At 72.4% G+C, this 23,273-nt stretch carries 14 protein-coding genes and 1 riboswitch; of the genes, 9 read left to right on the top strand and 5 right to left on the bottom strand.

Annotation, left to right across the window (positions count from 1 at the left end; genetic code table 11):
* Positions 1 to 124: 124 nt before the first annotated feature.
* A complete protein-coding gene (locus ABR738_RS04680) occupies positions 125 to 748 on the bottom strand; it encodes an RraA family protein (protein ID WP_350228691.1) in 624 nt (207 codons plus the stop codon).
* Positions 749 to 1,434: 686 nt separating this feature from the next.
* Positions 1,435 to 1,619: riboswitch (cyclic di-AMP (ydaO/yuaA leader) on the top strand.
* A gap of 2 nt (positions 1,620 to 1,621) precedes the next feature.
* Between ABR738_RS04680 and ABR738_RS04675 the strand changes: the two genes are divergently transcribed.
* From ABR738_RS04675 to ABR738_RS37705, 3 genes are all read left to right on the top strand, one after another.
* On the top strand, positions 1,622 to 2,404 hold the full coding sequence (locus ABR738_RS04675) for a transglycosylase SLT domain-containing protein (protein ID WP_350234423.1): 783 nt from the start codon (positions 1,622 to 1,624) through the stop codon (positions 2,402 to 2,404).
* A gap of 272 nt (positions 2,405 to 2,676) precedes the next feature.
* A complete protein-coding gene (locus ABR738_RS04670) occupies positions 2,677 to 3,129 on the top strand; it encodes an STAS domain-containing protein (protein ID WP_350228690.1) in 453 nt (150 codons plus the stop codon).
* Between the two features lie 198 nt (positions 3,130 to 3,327).
* Entirely contained in the window at positions 3,328 to 5,511 is a 2,184-nt protein-coding gene (locus ABR738_RS37705; protein ID WP_502964033.1) for an eCIS core domain-containing protein, read from the top strand.
* A gap of 15 nt (positions 5,512 to 5,526) precedes the next feature.
* Here the strand turns inward: ABR738_RS37705 and ABR738_RS04660 are convergent, their stop codons facing one another.
* Entirely contained in the window at positions 5,527 to 6,237 is a 711-nt protein-coding gene (locus tag ABR738_RS04660; RefSeq protein WP_350228689.1) for an HAD family hydrolase, read from the bottom strand.
* 305 nt (positions 6,238 to 6,542) lie between these two features.
* Between ABR738_RS04660 and ABR738_RS04655 the strand changes: the two genes are divergently transcribed.
* A complete protein-coding gene (locus tag ABR738_RS04655) occupies positions 6,543 to 8,123 on the top strand; it encodes an adenosine deaminase family protein (protein WP_350228688.1) in 1,581 nt (526 codons plus the stop codon).
* Between the two features lie 533 nt (positions 8,124 to 8,656).
* Here ABR738_RS04655 and ABR738_RS04650 read toward each other — a convergent pair.
* The 3 genes from ABR738_RS04650 to ABR738_RS04640 all read right to left on the bottom strand — a co-directional run bounded on the left by ABR738_RS04650 (position 8,657) and on the right by ABR738_RS04640 (position 13,937).
* Positions 8,657 to 10,807 carry a type 1 glutamine amidotransferase family protein gene (locus ABR738_RS04650; RefSeq protein WP_350228687.1) on the bottom strand — a complete coding sequence of 717 codons (2,151 nt, stop codon included), beginning with the start codon at positions 10,805 to 10,807 and terminating at the stop codon, positions 8,657 to 8,659.
* A gap of 132 nt (positions 10,808 to 10,939) precedes the next feature.
* Positions 10,940 to 13,033 (bottom strand): glycoside hydrolase, encoded by a 2,094-nt coding sequence (locus ABR738_RS04645; protein WP_350228686.1) that lies wholly within the window; start codon positions 13,031 to 13,033, stop codon positions 10,940 to 10,942.
* A 259-nt stretch (positions 13,034 to 13,292) separates the two neighbouring features.
* Complete coding sequence (locus tag ABR738_RS04640) at positions 13,293 to 13,937, bottom strand: PAS domain-containing protein (RefSeq protein ID WP_350228685.1); 645 nt, start codon at positions 13,935 to 13,937, stop codon at positions 13,293 to 13,295.
* 118 nt (positions 13,938 to 14,055) lie between these two features.
* Here ABR738_RS04640 and ABR738_RS04635 point away from each other — a divergent pair, with 118 nt between their 5' ends.
* The 5 genes from ABR738_RS04635 to ABR738_RS04615 all read left to right on the top strand — a co-directional run bounded on the left by ABR738_RS04635 (position 14,056) and on the right by ABR738_RS04615 (position 23,127).
* Entirely contained in the window at positions 14,056 to 17,217 is a 3,162-nt protein-coding gene (locus ABR738_RS04635) for a cytochrome P450 (protein WP_350228684.1), read from the top strand.
* A gap of 181 nt (positions 17,218 to 17,398) precedes the next feature.
* Positions 17,399 to 18,331, top strand: coding sequence for an NADP-dependent oxidoreductase (locus tag ABR738_RS04630; protein WP_350234422.1), 933 nt, complete (start codon positions 17,399 to 17,401; stop codon positions 18,329 to 18,331).
* A 148-nt stretch (positions 18,332 to 18,479) separates the two neighbouring features.
* Positions 18,480 to 19,754: an imelysin family protein gene (locus tag ABR738_RS04625; protein WP_350228683.1), complete on the top strand. Its 1,275-nt coding sequence runs from the start codon at positions 18,480 to 18,482 to the stop codon at positions 19,752 to 19,754.
* Positions 19,751 to 20,980: an iron uptake transporter deferrochelatase/peroxidase subunit gene (gene efeB, locus ABR738_RS04620; protein ID WP_350228682.1), complete on the top strand. Its 1,230-nt coding sequence runs from the start codon at positions 19,751 to 19,753 to the stop codon at positions 20,978 to 20,980. Before ABR738_RS04625 ends, efeB begins: the two co-directional genes overlap by 4 nt.
* A 185-nt stretch (positions 20,981 to 21,165) precedes the next feature.
* A complete protein-coding gene (locus ABR738_RS04615; protein ID WP_350228681.1) occupies positions 21,166 to 23,127 on the top strand; it encodes a phospholipase C in 1,962 nt (653 codons plus the stop codon).
* Positions 23,128 to 23,273: the final 146 nt, after the last annotated feature.

The following is a 23,273-nucleotide window of genomic DNA, read 5'->3' as shown; positions in this document are numbered from 1 at the left end:
CCTCGCAGTGTTGCGCGGTAGTTGAGCCCGGGTCTGCTCAGCCGCGATAGTCACTCAGCCGCGAAGCCCGCTCTGCCGCGAAATCCGCTCAGCCCTTGGAAGTCCGCTCAGCCGCGATGCCGGCTCAGCCCTCGAAGCCGCCGTCGTTGAGGATCGCGTCGATCCGGGCGCGGTGCGCCCGCTCCCACGCGTCAAGGGACTCCTCGGCCTCCTTGGCCAGCTTGCGCCGGGCCTCGGTGAGTACCCGCTCCCAGTCCTCGCGCGGGGTGACCACGACACCCTCCTCGTCGGCCACCACCACGTCACCGGCCGCCACCCGCACACCGCCGCAGCGCACCGGGGCATTCAGCGGCCTGACGGCCTTTTTGGTGCCGGGGACGGGAATGACGCCCCGGGCGAAGACGGGAAAGCCCAACTCGCGTACCTCGGCGAGGTCACGGATGACGCCGTCGGCCACGAAGGCGGCGACGCCCCGGCGTTGGGCGACCGCGCAGACGTTTCCGCCCGCCAGCGCGTAGTCCAGATCTCCCGATTCGACGACGACGACCGATCCCGGCTCGGCGCGGTGGATGGCCGCGTGCAGCATGAGATTGTCACCCGCAGGACACCGGACGGTGAATGCGGGACCGGCGACGCGCGGAATCGGGGACCACAGGGGACGCATTCCGATATCCATGACCTGGGCGCGCCCCAGAAGGTCGGCGAGAGTGGTCGTGGGAATCTTCTTGAATTCTTCGGCGGCGTTCATTGTTCTTCCTTGGCGGAGGCGCGAGTTGGAGGGGGAGTCACCTGGCGGACGGCCGGGGCCGGGGCCCGGACGGCGAATGCCGAAATGATCTCAGGCGATCTGATCCACCGCCACCATCCTTTTCCCGCCGGGGGATGCGGGCGGCACCTCCGGGCCGGCCGGCCGCCTCCGCAAGCCGCCGGGGGCTTCCTCTGCGAGGTCCGAGCAGGGGTCCGGGAGCCCAGAGCCGGGAAAGGACGACCGGGTCCACCGGATTCGCCACGCGTCAGCCGGCCGACGTAGAGGGCGACGGGTCCGAGTCGGCGACTCCTCGGTCGACTGCCCGCCCGAGGCAGACCACCCACTTCGGCCGCCCACAAGAGGCGCGGAAAGACCGTTCTGTCCCAAATGGAATGCTATGGCATTCCCTCCCTGCCCGAATATTGTCCCAATTGGGGCTATTGAGGGATCCTGGTCATTTTGCGGTACTCCCCGACCGGTTGCGCGTCGGGCGCGTGAATTGGGTCACTCACCCGACGGGCAGTCAGTGAAGTCCGCGAGGGCATTTCCGTTCGGGCGCAAGAGAGTTGAGTGCCGGGCGGCCATGATCCACATTCCCGCATTTTGGTGGATCAATATCGCGGGTCGGCATCCACGAATTCCGGCCTTGTTTCCGCTCGCCCTATTCGTTTAAGTTCACCGTCAATCCGGGTGGAACGCCGAATCCTGCCACCGTCCGGAAACCTCCCACACACGTATGGCAGGAGCGGGGGACCCAGGTAAGCCGCCGGTCCGGATTCCGGAACGGCTGGGGTGAAGCCGCGTGTGGCGCGGCCGGACATCTCCCGTCCGAACCCGACAGCTCACCTCGCAGGCGACGGAGAGGACATGACCATGCCTGCAAAGGGCAAGCACCGCCGGCCCAAGTCCAGCTCGTTCAGCCGGGGCCTCGCCGCCGCCGGTACGGGCGGCGCCGTACTCGCCATGCCGGTGATCGGCGCGACCGCGGCCGGCGCCGCGCCGGCCTCGGCGCACTCCGCCACCGTGGCCCAGGTCGCGGCGGCCGCCAAGCCCGCCACGGCGGTGAAGGCGTCGCCCACGAGCTACGCCGTCGTCGCGGGCGACTCGCTGGCGAGGATCGCGGACGCCCTCGGCGTGAGCGGCGGCTGGAAGCAGCTGTACCAGGACAATCAGGGCGTCATCGGCAGCAATCCGGCCATGATCCACCCCGGTCTCCGGCTCACCGTCAACGGTCCGGCGAAGGCGGCGGCCCCCGCCGCGCGGGACGCCTCGGCCGACCGGGCCGACCGCTCCGCGCGCCCGGCCACGCTCGCCACCGCGACCGCCTCCTCGTACACGAACAACCTCGACGGCTGGATCAAGCAGTCGCTCGACATCATGGGGCGCGCGGGCATCCCCGGCACCTACGACGGCATCTACCGCAACATCATGCGCGAGTCCTCGGGCAACCCCATGGCGATCAACAACTGGGACTCCAACGCCGTGGCCGGCACCCCGTCCAAGGGACTGCTTCAGGTCATCCAGCCCACGTTCACCGCGTTCCACGTGCCGGGCACGTCCACGGACCTCTACGACCCGGTCGCCAACATCACCGCGGCCTGCAACTACGCCGCCAAGACCTATGGGTCGATCGACAACGTCTTCGGCGCCTACTGAGCGAGGCGTTCCCAGGGCCGGGCACCCCTCGCGGGGGGAGGGCGCCCGGCCCGTCCCGTGGCCGCCCGGCCGGGGCCCGCACCGCGCCGGTGACGCGCGGGTGAGGGCGGCGCAAATTTTGTTCACTCCCAGGGCTGAACAAATCGAAGGCTGCACGTTTCTGCATACGTGCCTGTTCCTAGGGTGGTAGTGCGTCACCCCGGGACCACGGTGACTGCCCGACGATCACGTACCCCGCAGGGGCGGGGATCCCTACTGGACCGGGAGCTGCCATGGGAACCACCGCTCGGCCGTCAGCCCCGGACCCCGTACCCCTTCCCCCGGGTCTGCTGCCGGGCCGCTGCCGCACCGCCCGCACCCATCTGGTGCGGGGCGTCACGGTGGTCGAGGTGTACGGCACCGTCGACCTGGCGTCCGCGCCCGACGTGGGGCGGCATCTCGACGCGGCCACCCATCCGGCGGGCGCCCGGGTGGTCGTGGACCTGCGCCCCGTGGACTTCTTCGACTGCGCCCTCCTCACCCTGCTGTGCCGCGCACACCGCAGGACCCGCGAGCGCGACGGGGGCCTCGGCCTGGTGTGCGTACGGCCGTGGCATCTGCGCGTCCTCACGGCGGGCGGTCTCGACAGGCTGATCCGGCCGGCCGCCACGGTCGAGGAGGCGGCACTCAGCGCCCTCGCCGGCCCGCCCGGCACCGCCAACAAGCGCCACGCGGGCGGCAGTTGACGTACCGTACGGAACCGGCCACACCCTGGGGTGCGCGACGGGCCGGGCGTGCGCGGCGGTCCGAGGGTGAACGCTCATCCGTGAGGGGGCGGCGTGGAGACTGCCCCATCGACTGCCCTTCCGTACCTTCACCGGCGCATCCCGCGCTGATATGTACGTAACGCCGGACATCACGTCCCACCCACCAAAGGGGTTCACGTGCACGCGCAGGACAGCCAGCAGGGCCGATCCGTCACGCCCGGCGGTCGCGCGCCGAGGGCCGCCGAGCGCGCCGAGGCGGCGCCCGCCGGACGCGGCGGCGGCATCGGCGGGGCGTTCTCCGCGCAGCAGGTGCTCGCCCTTCAGCGGTCCGCGGGGAACGCGGCGGTGGCCGGACTGCTCGGCAGCGCGCCGGTGCAGCGCTCCTCCGTGCACGAGGTGCTGCGCGGCCCCGGCCGGCCGCTCGACTCGGACGTACGCGCCGACATGGAGAGCAGGCTCGGCGCCGACTTCGGGGACGTCCGGGTGCACAACGACGTCACGGCGCAGCGCTCGGCCGCCGAGATCGGCGCCCGCGCCTACACCTCGGGAAGCCATGTCGTGGTCGGCAGGGGCGGGGCGGACCGCCACACCCTCGCGCATGAGCTCACCCACGTCATCCAGCAGCGTCAAGGGCCCGTCGCCGGCACGGACACGGGGGAGGGCCTGAGCGTGTCGGACCCCTCGGACGCCTTCGAGCGGGCGGCCGAGGCGAACGCCACCCGGGCGCTCGCCGGGCCCGCCCCCGACACCGACGGGCAGCCGGAACCGGTTCAGCGGGCGTGCCACGGCGGGGGGCACGCCCACCCCGAGGGCCGGCCCGTCGTGCAGCGAGCCGTCGGTTTCGAGTTCGAGGCGCAGTGGAACGTACGCCGGGTCGCCGACCCCGTCGCCGACACCGCCCTGCACGAGCGACGGGCCGAGGAGCGGGAGCGGTTGCTCGACGCCAAGCTCATGGGCCGGGCGCTCAAACCGGAGGCGAAGCAGCTGACGGAGGAGGAGAGGGCGGAGCCGAGGGAAGCCCTTCGGGCCCGCTGGTTCGACGGGGACCTCCTCAACGCGGAGGGCGAACGCCGGTTGGCGCGGACCGAGTTCAGGCGCGGCGGCGCGCAGCGGGCGGCGACGGAGATGAGCCTGATGATCTCCAACGAGATTCCCGAGCCACCGCTGGTCGGCGAGAACCTGGGCAAGGGCCGGGGGCCCGAGGGGCTGGTGGTCAAGGGGGACAGGTTCGACCTGACCGCCGACGCCAGTCCGTCGGGCGGCTCCAACCTGGAGTGGGTGACCGACCCGCTGGACACCGTGGGTGAGGTCCGCTCCGTACTGGACCGCGTCACCAGCATGGCCCGCTACCTGAATGGGCGTCAGAAGGAGCCCTTCATCCTGTCGGAGGACATCACCCAGGGCGGCGGCGTGCCCGTGCCGCACCTGCGCGTCTACCCCTTCCGAGGGGCGCTCGAATTCTCCCCGCAGACCACCGCGGGGATGCGTCTCGACCGGCTGCCGGACCTGATCGGCTACCTGTCGGACCAGGGCGCCAAGCCCAGGACGAATGCCCTGAGCGGCGCGCTGAACACCCTGCACGAGAAGGTCACCCACAGTGCCGAGCGGCGCCGGCAGGCCCGGAACGACCTCTTCGGCGGCGGCCTCGGCACCCTGCCCGTGGCCAAGGGGGGAGCGGAGCGCGCGGTGGCGGCGTTCGGCTCCACGGCCGCCCAGGGCCTCTCCCTGTCCGCGAGCGACCTCGGCAGCCTGACGGGACTCGTCACGCATCTCGCCGCGTATGTCCTCGCGGGTGAGGCGTTGCAGCAGGGCGACAACGCCAAAACGATCGCGGGCGGCCTCATGGCCCGCACCGACTTCGCCCGGAGCTTCGGTCTGCTGCCGGGTCCCGTGCAGGAACACTTCCGCGAGCACCCGGGCCAATTCGTCGACCTGGTCCTGGATGCGGCGGGCCGCAGGGGAACCGGCAACGAGAAGCTGTTCGGGGCGCCGGTGGCGCGGGGGCTCGCGAACGACCGAACCGAGACCACGATCCTGCTGACGCGGGGCAAGTGGCTCGAGAACCTGCCCACCAGGCACGACCTGCTGAAGAACACCCAGTCCCTGACGGAACAGGAGCAGGAGACGGTCGCCGACGCGCCGGGCGCCCTGGCCGTGCACAAGTCGCTCGGCGCACTGGGCGACGAGGACAACCGGGTCACCGTCAAGAAGGAGGAGATCCAGCTGATGGTGGCCGAGCTGCGCAGGATGAAGGACGGTGTGCCGGCGGAGAAACTGAAGCCCCTGGCGGTCGCCGCGTTCAAACTCATCGACCAGCTCAACCAGGGCAAGAAGCTCAGCTACGGAAAGAGGGAGGACTGACAGCCGGCGCGCGCCTCAACCCACCGGGCGCCGAACGTGGTTGAGGTGGCCTGCCAGTTCGCCGATGTGCGGGAGCGTGGCGATGCCCGGCGGCAGCGTGTCCGGTCGCGGCCCCTCGGTGATGAGGACGGCGGACATGCCGTGGGCGTAGGGGGCGATGACGTCGTTGTCCGGGTTGTCCCCAACGAAGAGGATGTTCTCCGGCGGGCAGCCCGCCGCGTGGGTCACCGCCGCGTAGAAACGCGGATCCGGTTTGCGGATGCCGAGGGAGCTGGAGAGCACCAGCGCGTCGAAGCAGTCGGCGATCGCGGCCGCCCGCAGCGTCTGGAGGCGTACGGCGTGGGGGCGGTCGGTGTTGGAGGCGAGGACGCACGGCAGTCCGCTCGCGCGCAGCGCCCGCACGGCCCGCGCCGCCCGTGGATCGACCCGCGCGTCGGGCACCGCCGTGAACACCGCCTCGACGGCCAGGCGCAGATCCGGGATGGTGGCGCCGCAGTCCTGGGCGGCGCGGCGCATCCGGGCGGCGAAGGGGGTGCGTACACCCCGCGCGTGGTCGCTCAGCCGGAACCTGTGCGTCACGCCGTCGAAGCGGGCGGGGAAGGTGTCCGGGACCGCCGTGCCCGGGAGCGTCCGCAGCGCTTCGGCCACCAACTGCCCGTCGGGGGCGGGTCCGCGTCCGGCCAGGGTGCCGACGAAATCCAGCGCGAGAACACGCACCTGTGCCATGGGAACGCCCTCCTTCCAGGCGCGTTCACCCTACTGAGCCGGTGTGCGGACACCCGGTTCATCCGCGTGCGTCGCGGCCGTGTGGGTGGCGGACTTCCCACGTGTGTGTGCGGCCTTTCTACGTGTGTGTGCGGCCCCTGTCCCACGCGTTTCTCACGCGAGCGCAAATGTCTCGGCTGACGTGGTGTCTGGCGAGGACTGAGGGGTGCCTCGGGGAGCCCGTGGTGTGATGCTGCCCGGATGTGACGCCGCGCGAACGAGGAGAGGGGCCGGCCATGGGGAAGTGGCGCAGGAGGCGGGGGGCGGTGGTGGCCGCCTTGACGGCTCTGGGGTTGGCGGCGGGTGCGCTTCCGGCGGCAGCCGCCGCTCCGGCGGTGGCCGGTGGGACCGACGACGAACTGGCCGCGGTGCAGGCGTACATGGGGCATCTCACGGACTCGCCCACCGAGCTCCGGCGTTTTCTGGCCGACCTTCCCAAGGGCGGCGATCTGCACCACCATCTGCAAGGCGCGGTACGCGCCGAATCGCTGATCGGCTACGCGGCGCGGGACGGGAAGTGCATTGATGTGACGACCCGGGTCGTCGCGCCGAACGCCGGGCCCTGCGCCAGTGGCAGCCGTCCGGCACGCGACGCCGAGGCGCCCGGGCCGTTCCGGCGCGACGTGATCAGGGCGTGGTCCATGCGGGACTTCGTCCTGCCGCCCGACGGTGACCCGGGGCCCGGGCACGACCACTTCTTCGACACCTTCGGCAAGTTCGGGGCGGCCGCGACGGGCCACGACGCGGACATGCTCGCCGAGGCGGCCCGCGCGTCGGCCAAGGAACACAGCGGCTACCTGGAGACGCTTGTCACCCCGGCGGCCGGGCCGCTGAGCCTGCTCGTCGACCGCCTCCACCTCGAGGACCCCGACGCCGCCCATCTCGACGCCTTCCGTGCCACCCTGACCGCCGGCCCCGGCTTCGAGGCGCTGGTCCGCCAGGCGGCCGCCGACACCGAGCGGAGCGTCCGCGACCACCGCGCGCTGCTGGGCTGCGACCGCCCCGGCGCTCCCCGGGCCTGCGATGTCGCCATCCGCTTCGACTACCAGGTGCTGCGCGCCCAGGACCCGCGTGATGTCTTCGCCCAGCTGGTCCTCGGGTTCGAGCTCGTACGCCGACGGCTGGGCGGGTTCGTGGGAGTGAACATGGTCCAGCCCGAAGACGCGCCCATCGCGCTGCGGGACTACACGTCGCACATGAAGATGGTCGGCTTCCTCAAGGCCCGCGCACCCGGGGTGCGGGTCAGCCTGCACGCGGGTGAACTCGTCAAGGGACTCAAGGGAGTTGGCGACCGCGACCTGAGCTTCCACATCAACGAGGCCGTGGAGGTGGCCGGCGCCGACCGCATCGGGCACGGGGTCGATCTCGTCCACGAGCGCGACCCCGAGGCGCTGACCGTCCGGATGCGCCGCCGGCACGTCCTGATCGAGGCCCCCCTCATCAGCAACGCGCAGATCCTGCGCGTCAGCGGCGCGGCCCACCCCCTGCGCGCCTACCTCGACCACGGCGTCCCGGTCGCCCTGGCCACCGACGACCCGGGCGTCAGCCGCACCGACCTGAGCGACGTCTACCAACGGGGCGTCATCGAGCAGGGGTTGACCGTCACGGAGCTCAGGACACTGGCACGCGCCTCACTCGACCACGCCTTCGTCGAGGGCCGCGATTTGTGGGCGGAGCAGGACCGGTACGACACGTTCGCCCGGCCGTGCCGCGACGACACCCCCGACTCCCACCGCCGGCCGGGCCCCTCCTGCCGCGCCTTCCTGGCCGCCAGTCCCAAGGCGGCGCTCCAGTGGAGGCTGGAGGCGGACTGGCACGACGTCGCGAACCGGTACGCACACCGCTGACCGGGTTCCGAGCGCCGTCCCACGCGGACCAGCACCGGCCCCGCCAGGGGCGCGGGGAACTGCGCGCTCAGCCCAGCACGGCCCGCAGCCGGGACTCCTGGGGCTCCGCCCCAGACCCCGTCCGGCCTGAAGGGCCTCGTCCTCAAACGCCGGACGGGCTGGGTATGCCCATGCGGGCCAGCACCGACCCCGCCAGGGGCGCGGGGAACTGCGCGCTCAGCCAGCACGGCCCGCAGGCGGGGACCCTGGGGCTCCGCCCCAGACCCCGTTCGCGCCTGAAGGGCGCTCGTCCTCAATCGCCGGACAGGCTGACTATGCCCGTGCGGGCCAGCACGGCCCCCTGCCGGGAGCGGGGCTGAGGATGCGCATGCCTGGCCAGCGCCGAGTAGTTAGGGGCGCGGGGAACTGCGCGACCAGCACCCACGGCCCGCAGCCGAGGCTCCTGGGGCTCCGCCCCGGACCCCGCTCGGCCTGAACGGCCTCGCCCGCGTCGCCGTACTCGACCGGGGTGCGCGCGGCAGCCGCCCCCGCTCCTACGCCATCGTGACGACCAGCACCGAGTACTGGCTGACCGTCACGTCGATCGTCGCCCTGCCGTCCACCACCTTCCAAGGCACCGGGACCCGCGCGGCGGAGGGGGCGTCGGGGGAGCTGAGGGTGGCGGCGGTCACCTGTTTGCCGGCCGGGATGAGCAGCGAGACCACGCAGGGCGCCGGGGTGGTTTTGAAAGGCGCCGGGCTCTCGCCGCAGCACGTGAAGTTGACCAGCTGGACCACGGTGTCGTCGCCGAGATGGCTCAGCTCCAGATGGATGCGCGGGTCCCCGGTGAGCGAGACGGACGCCGGCGCCGCCGCCCGGACGGGCGCAAGGAGCCGGTCCGCGCTCGCGGCGTCGGTGTGCGCCAGGTAGGACAGGCCGAGCAGATCCTTGACGTACCGGCACGTGCCCGCGCCGAACGCGTGGCTGTGCTCGGCCGGCAGGGGATCGGCCCTGCGCAGGCCCAGCACATCCGCGAGGGCGTACTCGGACCGGGCCCCGCCGAATTCGTCCAGGGCGGTCGGCGCGGGACCGGTGATGACGACCGTGCCGCCCCCGCTCACGAAGGACCGCAGCACCTGCGCCTCGGCGTCCGAGACCGCCTGGAGATTGGGCAGGCACAGGACACGGAAGCGGGCGAGATCGGCGCCGTCGAGCCCGGGGCTCGTCACGGTGTCGAACGGGATGTGCGCGTACACCAGCGCCTTGACCGTGCCCCGGAACTCGCCCAGCCACTTCTGCTGCGTACAGCTCTCCTCGGGGCTCTCGAAGCTCCACCAGTCGCTGACCCCGGCCGGCGGCGTGGTGTTCACATACATCCCGCTGGCCTGGAGCGGGCTCACGAAGTCGCGGCTGGCCGAGGAGTGGTACACCCCGACCGCCGCACCGGGGGCGGCGTCGAACAGCTCCCGCTCGTGCGCCGCGACGAACCCGTACATCCGGGTGCGCATCACGGTGTCGGTGCTGTCGTTCTTGAACGGGCTCTTCACCTCATACGGGTTGCAGCCCGCGGCCAGCAGTTCGGCCATCACCAAGGAGGCGTCGTCGGCCTTCCAGCCGTAGGAGAACGCCCAGGCGGGCTTGGTCCCGCCGGCCGCACGCGCGTATTTGTACATCGACACCAGACAGATCCAGTCGCCGGCCGTGGCGTGCCGCATGCCGTCGTAGTTGCCGAGGATGTCCACCTCCCACACCTGGCTGACGCCCTCCGCCCGGCGCAGCTGGGCGCCGTCGAGGCCGGTCAGCACGGCGTACTGGTAGTCCATGGTGACGGTCTCGACGAAGGTGACGAGCTCGGGGTTGACGGAGCGGCCGGCCGCGGCGATGTCCAGCTGGAACTGGGAGAGGTTGCGGTGGCGCCACTCGACGTAGCGGCGAAAGCCCGGGTTGGTGAAGTCGGCCGTGCGGGGCAGTTCGAGGCCGGTGTCCGCGCGGAAGGCGCTCGCCGCCCAGGGCGAGGCGTCGCACCAGCTGAGCGCCCCGTCGAAGTAGATGGGAACATCCGGCCAGATGGCATCGACGCCGGTCGCCGCCAGCGCGCGCACGCGGGCCAAGTAGTAGTCACGATAGGGCGAGTTGGGGCTCAGCCAGCAGCTCTCGTCGCCCGGATCCACCCAGACGACCAGGCTGCCGTAGAAGACATTGGGGCTGCCGTCGAGTCCGCGCTGCACCCAGTCCTTGCCGTGGCTGTTCTTGTAGAAGGACGGGCCCTTCTCCCCGCCGGCGCTGATGACTTCGAGCGAGGGGTAGTACATGACCACCCGCATCGCGTTGGCGTGTGCCAGGTCCGCGAAGCTCTTGACCTTTCCCATGTGCTCGGAGAACTGCTGGTCGGTCAGCCAGTTCGACAGGACGGTGTCGAGCTCGATCACGCTCACGTTCTGGGCCTTGAGCGCCTTGACGACCGGCAGCATGTCGCGCTCGGGGTCGGCGTCGTCGTCGAAGGTGCCGTCCGCGATCCGGGCCTTTCTGGCCCAGTCGGGGAAGGTGATCGCGGCGGTGCCGGCGACCGCCGCCGTCTCGGTCCACGTGGGCGGGGGCCCGCCGCCGGGCCGGGAGGGCAGCAGACGCGCCGCCACCGCCATCCCGCCGACGCCGAGCCCCGTGCGTAACACCGTGCGGCGGCTTGGTCCTGGTCTCGCGTTCATACCCGTGTCTCCCATCGGTCCGGCCGGTACGACTCCGGCCCGGGCGAGGCATCCTGGCGGTATGCCTCGGCCGGGACCAGAGCGCCGTTTCGGCCAGCGCGGGCGGAGGGGCGGCGGTGCGACGGGTCCGCGCTACGACACGATCTTCGCCGGGCACAGCCGGCGCGGCGCGCCGCCCCTCAGCGTCGCGTCCACGCAGCCGCCCGGGAGCCCGGCGTGGGCGGTGGCGCCGAAGTTCGCCGTGACGGTCAGGATGCCGCCGCCGAAGACGGTCCGCTGCACGGCGCGGTCGGCCGTCAGCCACGTGAACGACGTCAGCTCCTGGGTGCCCGCCGCCTGGTGGAGCGGGGCGAAGTAGCTTTGCAGCGCGGCCAGTTCACGGATGTTCTGGTCGTTGTTCCGGTCCTGGTCACTGAGTACGAAGTTCAGCGGGGTGTTGTAGAGCATCGCGAGCAGCGCCCTGTTCGTCTTCTCCTCGGGCAGCTTGCCGAAGGGCAGTTCCCAGCGCTCCACATTGACCAGCGAGCCGTGCAGGGCGCTCTCGTACAGCGGAATTCGGTAGGCCGGGTCGTACATCGCCTTGAGCGCGTCGGCCACCGAGGCCCGGTGCTCGGGCTTGAAGTCGCTGATGCGGACGGGCTTGAAGAAGGTGTCCGGGGCCGCCGCCGGCAGATAGCCGCCCCACGCCGCGTCGTCCTTGGGCTGCTCGGGCGTGGTGTCGAAATGGCCGGTCTCCATCGGCCAGAGGCGTCCGTCGACCACCGTGCCCGAACCGTGGTCGAAGGCCAGGACCTGATTGGCCCAGGATCCCGCGGCCTCCGAGCCGAGCACCAGCGGAGCGCGCCCGGCCCGGGGGTCGTAGGTGCCCTCGGTCAGGCGCCGCATCCGGGCCAGCCGGTTGGCCCGGTCCTGCGCCATGGTCATCGGATGGGCGGCGTCGTGGTCGCGGAAGAGCTCGCCCGCCGCGTCCACGTCGAGGAAGTAGCTGTCGGCGCCGCCCGCCACCAGGGAACGCGTCCGGTCCGCCAGGTAGTGCCGCCGGGGTTCGGCCTGCTCGAAGGCCTCCGAGCTGAGGTAGCAGCCCTGATGGTGGAAGCCCGGCTGGGGTGTGCCGTCGGCCCGGCGGACGCAGAAGGAGGGGTAGACGCCGTCCGGCCACAGCGCGTTCGGGGGAGTGTCGGGACCCTTGTCGCGTCCGTTGGCGAACGAGTCGTAGGGGCCCACGAGATATCCGGCTCGCCGCGCCGCCGCGATGTCCTCGCTCTTCATGGGGGCGTCGTCGGCGTCGTAGCCGAGCCAGAGCCGGGAGACGCCGAGCGCCTTGAGGCGTTCGATGGCCGGCGCCCGGCGGGCTCCGCCCCAGACGTAGGCGTGGAAGGCGCCCAGCAGTGCGCCCGCCCGAGGGTTCTCGCGGATCTTCTCGCCGAGGTTTCCGAGCGTGCCGTGCTCGCTGAGCCAGTGCCGGTAGTCGAGGGCGGACGCCACGGGGGAGCCGTCGGTGAGGCTGAAGGCGACGGTGTACGTGCCGGTCGCGTCGGCGCGCGAGAAGCTGTGCTGGGCCGTGGCGCGCAGGCGTCCGTCCGGTGAGGTGTACGCCAGCGACGTGCCGATGTCGGTGGGTGCCAGGTAGCTCACACCGAGGCCGCCGCGCAGCGTGTAGCCCCACGCCGGGAGGGTGAGCTGGGATGCCATGTCCTCGGTGGAGCCGACGAGTTGGGCGCGCGCGGAGTTCCAGAAGGTGTCACGCACGGGCAACGAGAGCCCTTCGCCGCGCGGGAGTTGGAGGGAGTCGGCGGCCGGGTCGGCGCCGGTGACCGGCCAGCTCAGGCTCGCGTCCCGGTCCGAGGTGAGCGTGACGAGCAGCCTGCCGTGCTCGGTGTGTGCCTCGGCGCGCAGGCCCCGGGCGGGGTAGGACCACTGGGCGCCCCGGCCGGTCAGGGTCACGCCGCTCGGGCGGCCGGGAGCATCGGCGGCGGGGTCCGACATCCCGAGGGTGCGGCCGTCGGCGGTCCGGGCCGCCACGCGCAGGGTCGCGGGGTCGATGTCGGCCGTGCCGCCGCGCAGAGGGAGTTCGATCCGGCCGTCAACGACGCGCGCTTGTACGGGACTTGGTGTTCCGGCGTCGGCGGCGGGGGCCATGCCGGTGGCCAGGGCCGTGGTGACGGCGAGGGTGAGGAGCGTGCGGCGGGGGCGGGGGCGGGGCGGCTTCGCCGGGGTGGTGTCCATGGCGCAGTGATAGCGAGGAGTTGTAAGACCGTTCTAAGAACGCGGTGTCAACCGTGCGGTTGGCAGGCGAGGTCGCGGGCCTGCGTCCGGGACCCCGTTTCGCGCCTTGAGGGCGCTGTCCTCAATATCCCCAAGGCAGTGAGCGCCAGGGGCCCCATGACGGGCTGAGGGCGCCGTCACGGGTCCGCGTCGCATGCTCAGGGGCGCGGGGAACCGCGCGACCGGCCCCGCGCGGCCCGGGCATGGAGAACGCGACCCGCTACGACGTCGGGGCTGGGGGCCACTGGCCCGGGGCCAGGATGCCCAGTGCGTACGCCTTGGCCACCAGCGCCGTACGCCCCCGCACCCGCCAGCGCTGGGAGAGGCGCGTCAGGTGGTAGTTGACCCCGTCCACGGTCAGGCCGAGCGCCTTGCCGATGGCGGCCGTGGTCGCGCCCGACGCCGCGAGCGCCAGGATGCGGGCCTGCGCCTCGCTCACCGCACCACGCGGCGAAGGCGGCGGCTCGGGCCGTTCGTGCCGCACGTACAGCATGGCGAGGAGCACCGGGGGCGGGCCGGGCGCGCCCATGATCGGGTCGATGGTGAACTCGCCCCGGCGCTCCGCCCCGTCCGCGCCCGAGCGCCAGGTCACCTCGATGGGATAGCGGGATGTCCGCCCCGTGCGCAGCGCCCTGACCAGCCGCTCGATCTGGTCCTCCGAGCGGGGCGTGAAGAGTTCGCGCAGAGAGCGCCCGCGCAACCGCCCCGGCACGGTGCCCCACTCGGCGGCCATGGCGGGATTGGCGACATGCACCTCCCCGTCGATCCGGCAGACAGCGATCGGCATCGGGATGCGGTCGAGCAGCGTGAGGAAGTGGTTGCGCCACGTGCTGATGTCCTCCACCGGCGCCTGTTCGTCGGCCATACCGCGTGTCCACCGCCTCCTGTCCGGCCCGTCCGCAAGTGCCGGACGCGAAAAACCACTGCACAATCATGCAGTCGCCCGCAGCGCGGCGGCACATCGGGCGGGTGACGCTTGAACCATGACGGACACGATCCTGATCCCCACCGCCGCCAAGACCGCCGAAGCCGACGCGGTCCCGCTCGTGGACATCACGGCCACCGGCCTCAGCGAGACGCCCATCCAGCAGACCATGGAGCTGGCCCGCGTGCACGGCCCGTTGTTCCGGCGCCGCCTCGGCGAACACCAGCACGTGTTCGTCAGTTCGCTCGCCCTGGCCGCCGAACTCGCCGACGAGACGCGCTTTTCCAAGGGCATCTCGAAGATCCTCGACTACGTGCGGGACTTCGCGGGCGACGGCCTGTTCACCGCGTACAACGACGAACCGAACTGGGCCAAGGCGCACGACATCCTCATGCCCGCTTTCGCACTCGGCTCGATGCGCACCTACCATCCGGCGATGCTGCGCGTGGCACGCCGGGTACGGGACAGCTGGGACCGGCAGGCGGCCCGGGGCGCGGCGGTGGACGTCTCCGAGGACATGACCCGGATGACCCTGGACACCATCGGACTCGCCGGCTTCGGCTTCGACTTCGACTCGTTCGGCCGGAGCACCCCGCACCCCTTCGTCGAGGCGATGGTGCGCTGCCTGGAGTGGAGCATGCGCCGCATCGGCCGGGGCCCGGATGCCGACCACAGCGAGCAGGACCGGCAGTTCGAGCGGGACTCCGCCTACCTTTCCTCCGTGGTCGACGACGTCATCGCGGCCCGTAGGCGCGACGGGGGCACCTCGGGTGAGGACCTGCTCGGCCTGATGCTGGACGCCGCCCACCCGGCGGACGGCACCACCCTGGACGCGGCCAACATCCGCAACCAGGTGATCACCTTCCTCATCGCCGGCCACGAGACCACGTCGGGCACCCTCTCCTTCGCGCTTTACCACCTGATGAAGGACCCGACCGCGCTGCGCCTCGTCCAGCGTGAGGCCGATGAGCTGTGGGGTGACACCGAGGACCCCGAGCCCACGTTCGAGGACATCGGCAGGCTGCGGTTCACCCGGCAGGTGCTGAGCGAGGCGCTGCGGCTGTGGCCCACGGCGGCCGCCTTCACCCGGCAGGCCCGCGAGGACACCGTGCTGGGCGGGCGCCTTCGGCTGCGCGCGGGCGACCTGGTCACCGTGCTCACGCCGATGCTGCACCGCGACCCCGCCTGGGGCGACAACCCGGAGCTCTTCGACCCCGCGCGCTTCACGCCCGAGGCGGAGGCGGCCCGCTCGCCGCACGCCTACAAGCCGTTCGGAACCGGCGAACGGGCCTGCATCGGACGGCAGTTCGCGCTCCACGAGGCGACGATGCTGCTCGCGCTGCTCGCCCACCGCTACCGCTTGGTGGACTCGGCCGGCTACCAGCTGCGGATCAAGGAGACGCTGACCCTCAAGCCCGAGGGCTTCACCCTCTCGCCGGTCCTGCGCACCCCCGCCGACCGCGCCCTGAACCGGGCGGCGCTGCCCGCAGCCGGCGCCCGCGCCGAAACCGCGGCATCCGATCCCGCGCCCGGGCTGCCCGCCCGGGTCCGTCAGGGCACCGGTCTGCTGCTCCTGCACGGCACCAACTACGGCACATGCCGTGCGTTCGCCGAGCGTCTGGCCGCCGAGGCCACCGCCCTCGGCCTCACCACCGAGGTCGCCCCGCTGGACTCCCACGCGGGCCGGCTGCCCAAGGACCGTCCCGTCGTCATCGTCGCCGCCTCCTACAACGGGCAGCCCACCGACGACGCGGCCCGCTTCGTGCGGTGGGCCGAGGAGGAGGCGGAGCCGGGTTCGGCCGCGGCGGTGCCGTACGCGGTGCTCGGCGTCGGCGACCGCAACTGGGCCGCCACCTACCAGCGGGTTCCCACCCTCATCGACGACCGGCTCGCCGCCCTCGGGGGCGAGCGGCTGCTGCCCCGCGCCGAGGCCGACGCCTCCGGTGAACTCGGCGCGACGGTACGGCAGTTCGCGCTCGGCCTGCGAGATGTTCTGCTCGAACGGTACGGGGACCCCGACAGCGTGGGCGCCGCAGCCGCGCCCGTGGAGGTGGCGTACACCGTCACCGAGCTCACCGGCGGACCCCGGCAGGCCCTCGCCGCGCGGTACGGCCTGCGGGAGATGACCGTCACCGAGGCCCGCGATCTGACGGCGCCCGGCCACCCCCGCCCCAAGCGCTTCGTCCGCCTGGCCCTGCCCGAAGGCGTCGGCTACCGCACCGGCGACCACCTCGCCGTGCTGCCCGCCAACACCCCCGAGGCCGCGGCCCGCGCGGCGGCGGCCCTCGGCGTGGACCTCGACACCGTACTCAGCGTTCACGCGCGGGGCGCCGCCCCCGACGCCCTGCCGCTCGACCGCCCCCTGTCGGTACGCGAACTCCTCACCCACTACGTGGAGTTGGGTGCACGGCCCACGCGTGAACAGATCGCCCTGCTCGCCGCCCACAACCCCTGCCCGCCCGAGCGGGCCGCCCTCGAACACCTGGCGGCGGACGACCGGCGTCCCCTCATCGGCCTCATCGAGGACCATCCGGCGCTGCGGGGCGCACTCGAGTGGCCGACCCTCCTTGAGCTGCTGCCCCCGCTGCGCCCCCGCCAGTACTCGGTGTCCTCCTCGCCCGCCCGCGACCCGCGGCACGCCGATCTGATGGTCGCGCTCAACCCCGGCGGCACCGGCTCCGGGCACCTGCACGCCCTGCGGCCCGGTGACACCGTGCTCGCCCGCGTCCAGCCCTGCCGCGAAGCCTTCCGCATCGTGCCCGACGCGGCGGAGCCGGTCATCATGATCGCAGCGGGCACGGGCCTCGCGCCCTTCAGGGGAGCCGTGGCCGACCGCCTGACGCATCGTCAGAATGCTTCCGCCATCCTCTACTTCGGCTGTGACGCGCCCGATGCGGACTTCCTGCACGCCGACGAACTGCGCGCCGCCGAGCAGGCCGGCGTCCTCTCGCTGCGTCCCGCCTTCAGCGCCCCGGCCGACGGGACGGGCCGCTTCGTGCAGCACCGCGTCGCCGCCGACGCGGACGAGCTCTGGCCGCTCCTGGAGGCGGGCGCGCGGGTCTACGTCTGCGGCGACGGCAGCCGTATGGCCCCGGGCGTGCGCGCCGCCTTCCGCGAGCTGTACGCGCGGCGCACGGGTGCCTCGGAGCAGGAGGCCGAGAGCTGGCTGAACGGGCTGACCGCCGAGGGCCGGTACGTGGAGGACGTCTACGCCGGCTGAGCCGCACGGGGGCTCCTCCCCGGGCGGCCGGACCGCCCGGGGAGCGGGCCCACGCGGCGCACACCACAATCGTAGGAACCGGACAGGCGGCCGCCGCACGGCGGGCCGCTCCCGCCGCCCACCTCGACACCGGGAGAAGCACGCGATGCCCACCAGCTCCGCAAGCAGTGACAAGAGCACCATGCAGGCCATGACGTACAGCGCCTACGGGGACAACGGCGTGCTGAGCCTCACCGAGCAGCCGCTGCCCAAGGTGGGCCCGGGCGAAGTGCTGGTGCGGGTGCGCTGCGCCGCCGTCAACCCGGTCGACTGGAAGATCATGTCCGGTGGCCTCGACGGCATGATGGACACCGTCTTCCCCGTCGTCCCGGGCTGGGACGTCGCCGGTGTGGTGGAGCGCACCGGCATCGACACACCCGAGTGGAAGGAGGGCGACGAGGTCTTCGCCTATGCCCGCAAGGACTACGTCCACGGCGGCACCTTCGCCGAGTTCGTGACGGTCCCCGTACGGGCGCTCGCGCGCCGGCCGAAGTCCCTGAGCTGGGAGGAGGCGGCCGGTGTCCCGCTGGCGGGGCTCACCGCACAGCAGACCCTCACCCGGCTCGGCACCGGCCGGGGCGACACGGTCCTGGTGCACGGCGCGGCGGGCGGTGTGGGCACGTTCGGCGTACAGATCGCGCGGGCCCTGGGCGCCCGCGTCATCGGCACGGCCTCCGAGCGCAACCACGACCGGCTGCGCGAACTGGGCGCCGAGCCCGTGACCTACGGCGACGGCGCCGCCGACCGCATCCGGAAGCTGGCGCCCGACGGCGTGGACGTCGTCGTCGACTACGTCGGCGGTGTTCTCGACACCACCCGCGCCGTACTGCGCGACGGCGGACGCCACGCCTCGATCGCCGACCCGTCCGTCATGGAGGCGGGCGGTCAGTGGATGTGGGTACGCCCCGACGGCGCCGGGCTCGACACACTCGCGGGACTCGCGGACGCGGGACAGCTCAAGGTCCCGGTCGCCGAGACGTTCCCCCTGGACCGTCTGGCGGAGGCGTTCGAACTGAGCCGGACGGGTCACGCGCACGGCAAGATCGTGATCCGGGTCGGCGGGGACGCGGCGTAATCCGCGCGGCTCCCGGCCGGCCCCGGTGACGTGTTGGTGAACTCGGGGGTAAATCTGGACGCGCGGCCACCCGGATGCGCGTTCGGGTCCGGCCGGATGCCTAGCATGAGCGGCGTCGTCCTCCCACCGACACGAACGGAGCGCCGTGATGAGCGAGCCCGACCAGGGGCCCGGTCAGGTGCCGGCCGATGCCGATGCCGAGGGCGGGTCCGGGGCGCCGGCCCGCAGGTCCTGGCCGGCCGGTCTGCGGCGGCCGGCCGCCGTCCTGGCGGTGGCCGCCGTGGTGGGCGGGGGAGCCTGGGCGGCCGCCTCCTTCGGGCAGGACCGCCCGGACGCCAGGAGCCAGGACGCCAAGGGGCCCACGGTCGTCGAGGTGTCGCCCGGCTCCTGCGGCGAGGGGTGGATCGGCGCGCGGCCGGGCCCCCAGGTCTTCGCGCTGCGCAACACCTCCACGACGGCCGCCGAGGTCGACCTCACCGACACGACGACCGGCGCCGTCCACGGCGAGATCGAAGGCCTCGCCCCCGGCACCACGCGCGAGATGCGGGTCGTCCTCGGCGGCGGCTCCTACGCCTTCAAGTGTCTGCCGGACGACGCCGACGCCGTCACCGGGCCCACCGTGACCATCACGGGGCCCCGGGCCGGCGGCGGCCCGGCGGCGGTCCCGGTGACCCAGCACGACCTCATCCCGGTGGCCCTGTCCTACCAGCGGTGGATCACCGCGAGGACGCTCGAACTCACCGACCGCACCGATGAGTTGAAGCGCGCCGTGGACGACGGTGATCTGGACGCGGCGCGCGCCGCCTGGCTGCCCGCGCATCTGGTCTACGAGCGGATGGGCGCCGCCTACGACGCGTTCGGCGCGGCCGACGCCGCCATCAACGGCTCGGCCCCCGCCCCGGCCGACGCCGCGTCGGCCACGGACTTCGAAGGGTTCCACCGCGTCGAGTACGGACTGTGGCACGGCGAGTCGGCCGCGTCCCTGCGTGGGCCCGCCGACCGGCTCTCGGGGGCCGTGCGCTCCCTGCGGGACAGCTGGCCCCAGGAACGGCTCGACCCCGCCCAGCTGGGCCTTCGCGCCCACGAGATCCTGGAGGCCACCGCCAGGTCCGAGCTGACGGGCCGTACCGACTACGGCAGCGGCACCAATGTGGCCACTGCCCGCGCCAACCTCGACGGCACCCGCGAACTGCTCACCCTGCTGCGCCCGTTGCTCACGAGCCGCTATGCGGACCTGCCCCGTCTCGACGCCTGGCTCGACCGCACCCAGCACACCCTGGACGGCTTCCACCGCGACGGCACCTGGACGCCATTGGCCCGGCTCGGCCACCAGGACAGACAGCGGATCAACAGCGACATCGGGCAGGCGGTGGAACTCCTCGCCCCCGTGGCGACGATCTGCGACGCGCGGAGGACGGCATGAACGAGGTACGACGACGGGGCTTCCTGCGGGGCGCGGCCGCAGGGGTGGGCACCGCGGTCACCGGGGCCGCCCTGTCGGGCGCGATTCCCCGCCCGGCCAGGGCCGACGCGGCCCATCGCGCCGTGGCCCACGTGGACTTCCACGGCGCGCACCAGGCCGCGATCCTCCAACCCCCGCAGCGGGCAACGGCGTTGGTCTCCTTCGACGTGACCGCGAGCGACCGCCGGGAGCTCACCGAGCTGCTGCGTACGCTCACCGAGCGGGCCCGCTTCCTCGCCACCGGGGGCACGCCCGCCCCCGTGGGCATCACCGCGCCGCCCAGCGACTCCGGTGTGCTCGGACCGCAGGGGCCCACCGGCCAGGTGATGGTCACCGCGGGCTTCGGCGCCTCCCTCTTCGACGACCGGTTCGGCCTGAGCGGCCGAAGGCCGGCCCGGCTCACCGCGATGCCGGACTTCCCCGACGACGACCTCGACGCGGCCTGGTGCCACGGCGACGTGAGCGTGCACCTGTGCGCCGACAGCCCGGACGTGGTCCTGCACGCGCTGCGCGACATCACCCGGCACACCCGTGGCGGGATGCAGGTGCGCTGGCGCATGGACGGCTACACCAGCCCGCCCCGGCCGAGCGGAACGCCGCGCAACCACTTCGGGTTCAAGGACGGCACCGCCAACCCGGACACCGCCGACGCCGCCGCGATGGACCGGCTGGTGTGGGTGGCCGCGGGAGGCGCGGAGCCCGCGTGGACGGCCGGCGGCAGCTATCAGGTCGTACGTCTGATCCGCATGCTCGTGGAGTTCTGGGACCGGGTCTCGCTCAGTGAGCAGGAGCGGATGTTCGGGCGCGGCCGGGACACCGGCGCACCGCTGGACGGCTCGGCCGAGTTCGACGTACCGAAGTTCGCGGAGGACCCCAAGGGCGACGTGATCCCGCTGGACAGCCACATCCGGCTCGCCAACCCCCGCTCCGGGCCGAGCGAGGACGCGCGGATCCTGCGGCGCGGCTACAACTACGACCGGGGCATGGACACCAACGGCGACCTCGACATGGGGCTGATCTTCTGCTGCTACCAGCAGGACCTGGCCCGGCAGTTCGAGGCCGTACAGAAACGGCTCAAGGGCGAGCCGCTGACGGACTACATCAAGCCATTCGGCGGCGGTTACTTCTTCGCCCTGCCGGGCGTGCGCGACCGGGCCGACTGGTTCGGCCGGGCCCTGCTCGGCTGACCTCGCACCACCGGGCCGCCCCTTCACCAACAGAGGGTCAAGTTTTGGCCTGAAATTCCTGACGCTCTGTTCACCGGGAGGACACGGTGGCGCCGTGGCGCTGTAGTGGTCCGCGCGAAGCATCACCTATGTCAACGACATCACGACGGCGGCCGGTTGCCGGACGCCATGGAGGCACGCGGAGCATGGGCAGCAAAGGCAGCGCGGCGGGTCCGGGACGCTGGGCCAGACGGTGGGGAGCGTTCGCGGGAGCCGCGGCGCTGGGCCTGCTGAGCGGTACGGTCCCGGCCGCGGCCGACTCCGCGGACCACGCCGGGGACCGGACGGCCACCCCGGTCAAGCACCTCGTGGTGCTCTTCCAGGAGAACGTGTCCTTCGACCACTACTTCGGTGCCTACCCGGTGGCGGCCAACACCGACGGCACGAAGTTCACGGCGGACCCGCACACGCCGAAGGACATCAACACCCTGCGCGCCGCCGGGCTCCTGACGAAGAACCCCAACCAGTACCTGCCCAAGCGGCTCACCCCCGAGCAGGCCATGACCTGCGACCAGAACCACAGCTACGGGCCCGAGCAGTACGCCGCCAACGGCGGCAAGGCCGACAGTTACGTGCAGAACACCGACTCCGGCAAGTGCTCCGGCAACCTGTTCGGCGAGCCCGGCCTGGTCATGGACTACTACGACGGCAACACCGTCACCGCGATGTGGAACTACGCCCAGCACTACTCGCTCTCCGACAACTCCTTCAGCACCACCTACGGCCCTTCCACACCGGGCGCGATCAACCTCGTCTCCGCGCAGACCCACGGCGTCATCTCCACCGACCCCGCCTCCGGCAGCGAGCACCCCAAGCAGACCGCCAAGCCCGACCCGTACACGGTCCTCTCGCCGGACGCCAAGGGCGTCGGCACCCTGGTCAACGACCCGGACCCCGCCTTCGACGACTGCTCGGACAAGGACCACACCAGCAAGAACGCGCTGGCGGCGATGCAGGGCCGCAACATCGGTGACCTGCTCAACCAGCGCAAGGTGAGCTGGGGCTGGTTCCAGGGCGGCTTCCGGCCCAGCACCGCCTGGTCCGGCAAGCAGGGCGACTACGCGAAGTGCTCGGGCGTCACCCACACCAACGTGGGCGGCGCGGCGGCCGTCGACTACAGCCCGCACCACTCGCCGTTCCAGTACTACAAGTCGACGTCCAACCCGCACCACCTGCCGCCCAGGAACACCGCCGAGATCGGCCACGACGGGCAGGCCAACCACAACTACGACCTCACCGACTTCGACGCCGCGCTCACGACGGGCAACCTGCCGGCGGTGAGCTTCCTGAAGGCGCCGGAGTTCCAGGACGGCCACGCCGCCTACTCCGACCCCATCGACGAGCAGCACTTCCTCGTCGAGCAGATCAACAAGATCCAGCAGTCGTCCCAGTGGAAGGACACCGCGGTCGTCATCGCCTACGACGACTCCGACGGCTGGTACGACCACGCGTACGCCACGCCGCAGAACGGCTCCAAGGACACCAAGCCCGGCTCCGACGGCAAGGCGCCCGACAGCCCCGCCTGCCAGGCCGGTCCCGCCGCCGCCGGGGGCTACGCCGACCGCTGCGGCCCCGGCACGCGCCAGCCGCTGCTCGTCATCTCCCCGTACAGCAAGGTCAACTCGGTCGACCACACCCGCACCGAGCAGGCGTCCATCACCCGCTTCATCGAGGACAACTGGGGCACCGGGCGGGTCGGTGACGCCTCCTTCGACGCCCGCGCCAACTCGCTGGAATCGGCCTTCGACTTCCGCCACCCCAACGGCAAGCAGGTGCTCCTGAACGCCGACGGCTCGGTGAAGTCGGTCAAGGACATCCCCCAGCACCCCGCGCCGCCCGCCGGGGGATCCGGCTCGGCGTCCACCACGGGCGGTTCCGGCACGGCCTCCGCCACCGGCGGCTCCGGCACCGGGGGCCCCGGCACGGCCTCGGCGACCGGCGGCTCGGGCAACGGCGCGGCCACCCAGACCGCCGGTGAGAAGCTGGCCGAGACCGGCTCCTCGTCGGCGCTCCTGCCGGCCGGCCTCATCGCCGCGGCCCTCGCCGCCGCCGGCGCCGGTATCGCCCTCACCCTCAGGCGCCGCGCGAACCGCACAAGCGCCATGTGAAACCACCCGTAACACCGCAGGACACAGGGCCGCCGACGCGTTGTCGGTGGCCCTTGGCGTGCCAGGGAAAAGCGAGGGACATGACACGCCGACCCGGGGAGTCGGGCCGCTCCAACGCGGGCAAGCAACAGGCAGGAAGGTGTGGT

Origin of the sequence: Streptomyces sp. Edi4 (assembly GCF_040253615.1) — a bacterium.
In the GTDB taxonomy this organism is placed as follows: Bacteria; Actinomycetota; Actinomycetes; order Streptomycetales; family Streptomycetaceae; genus Streptomyces.
The sequence above is the reverse complement of the archived record's forward strand: the minus strand, read 5'-3'. Positions and strand labels throughout refer to the sequence as shown.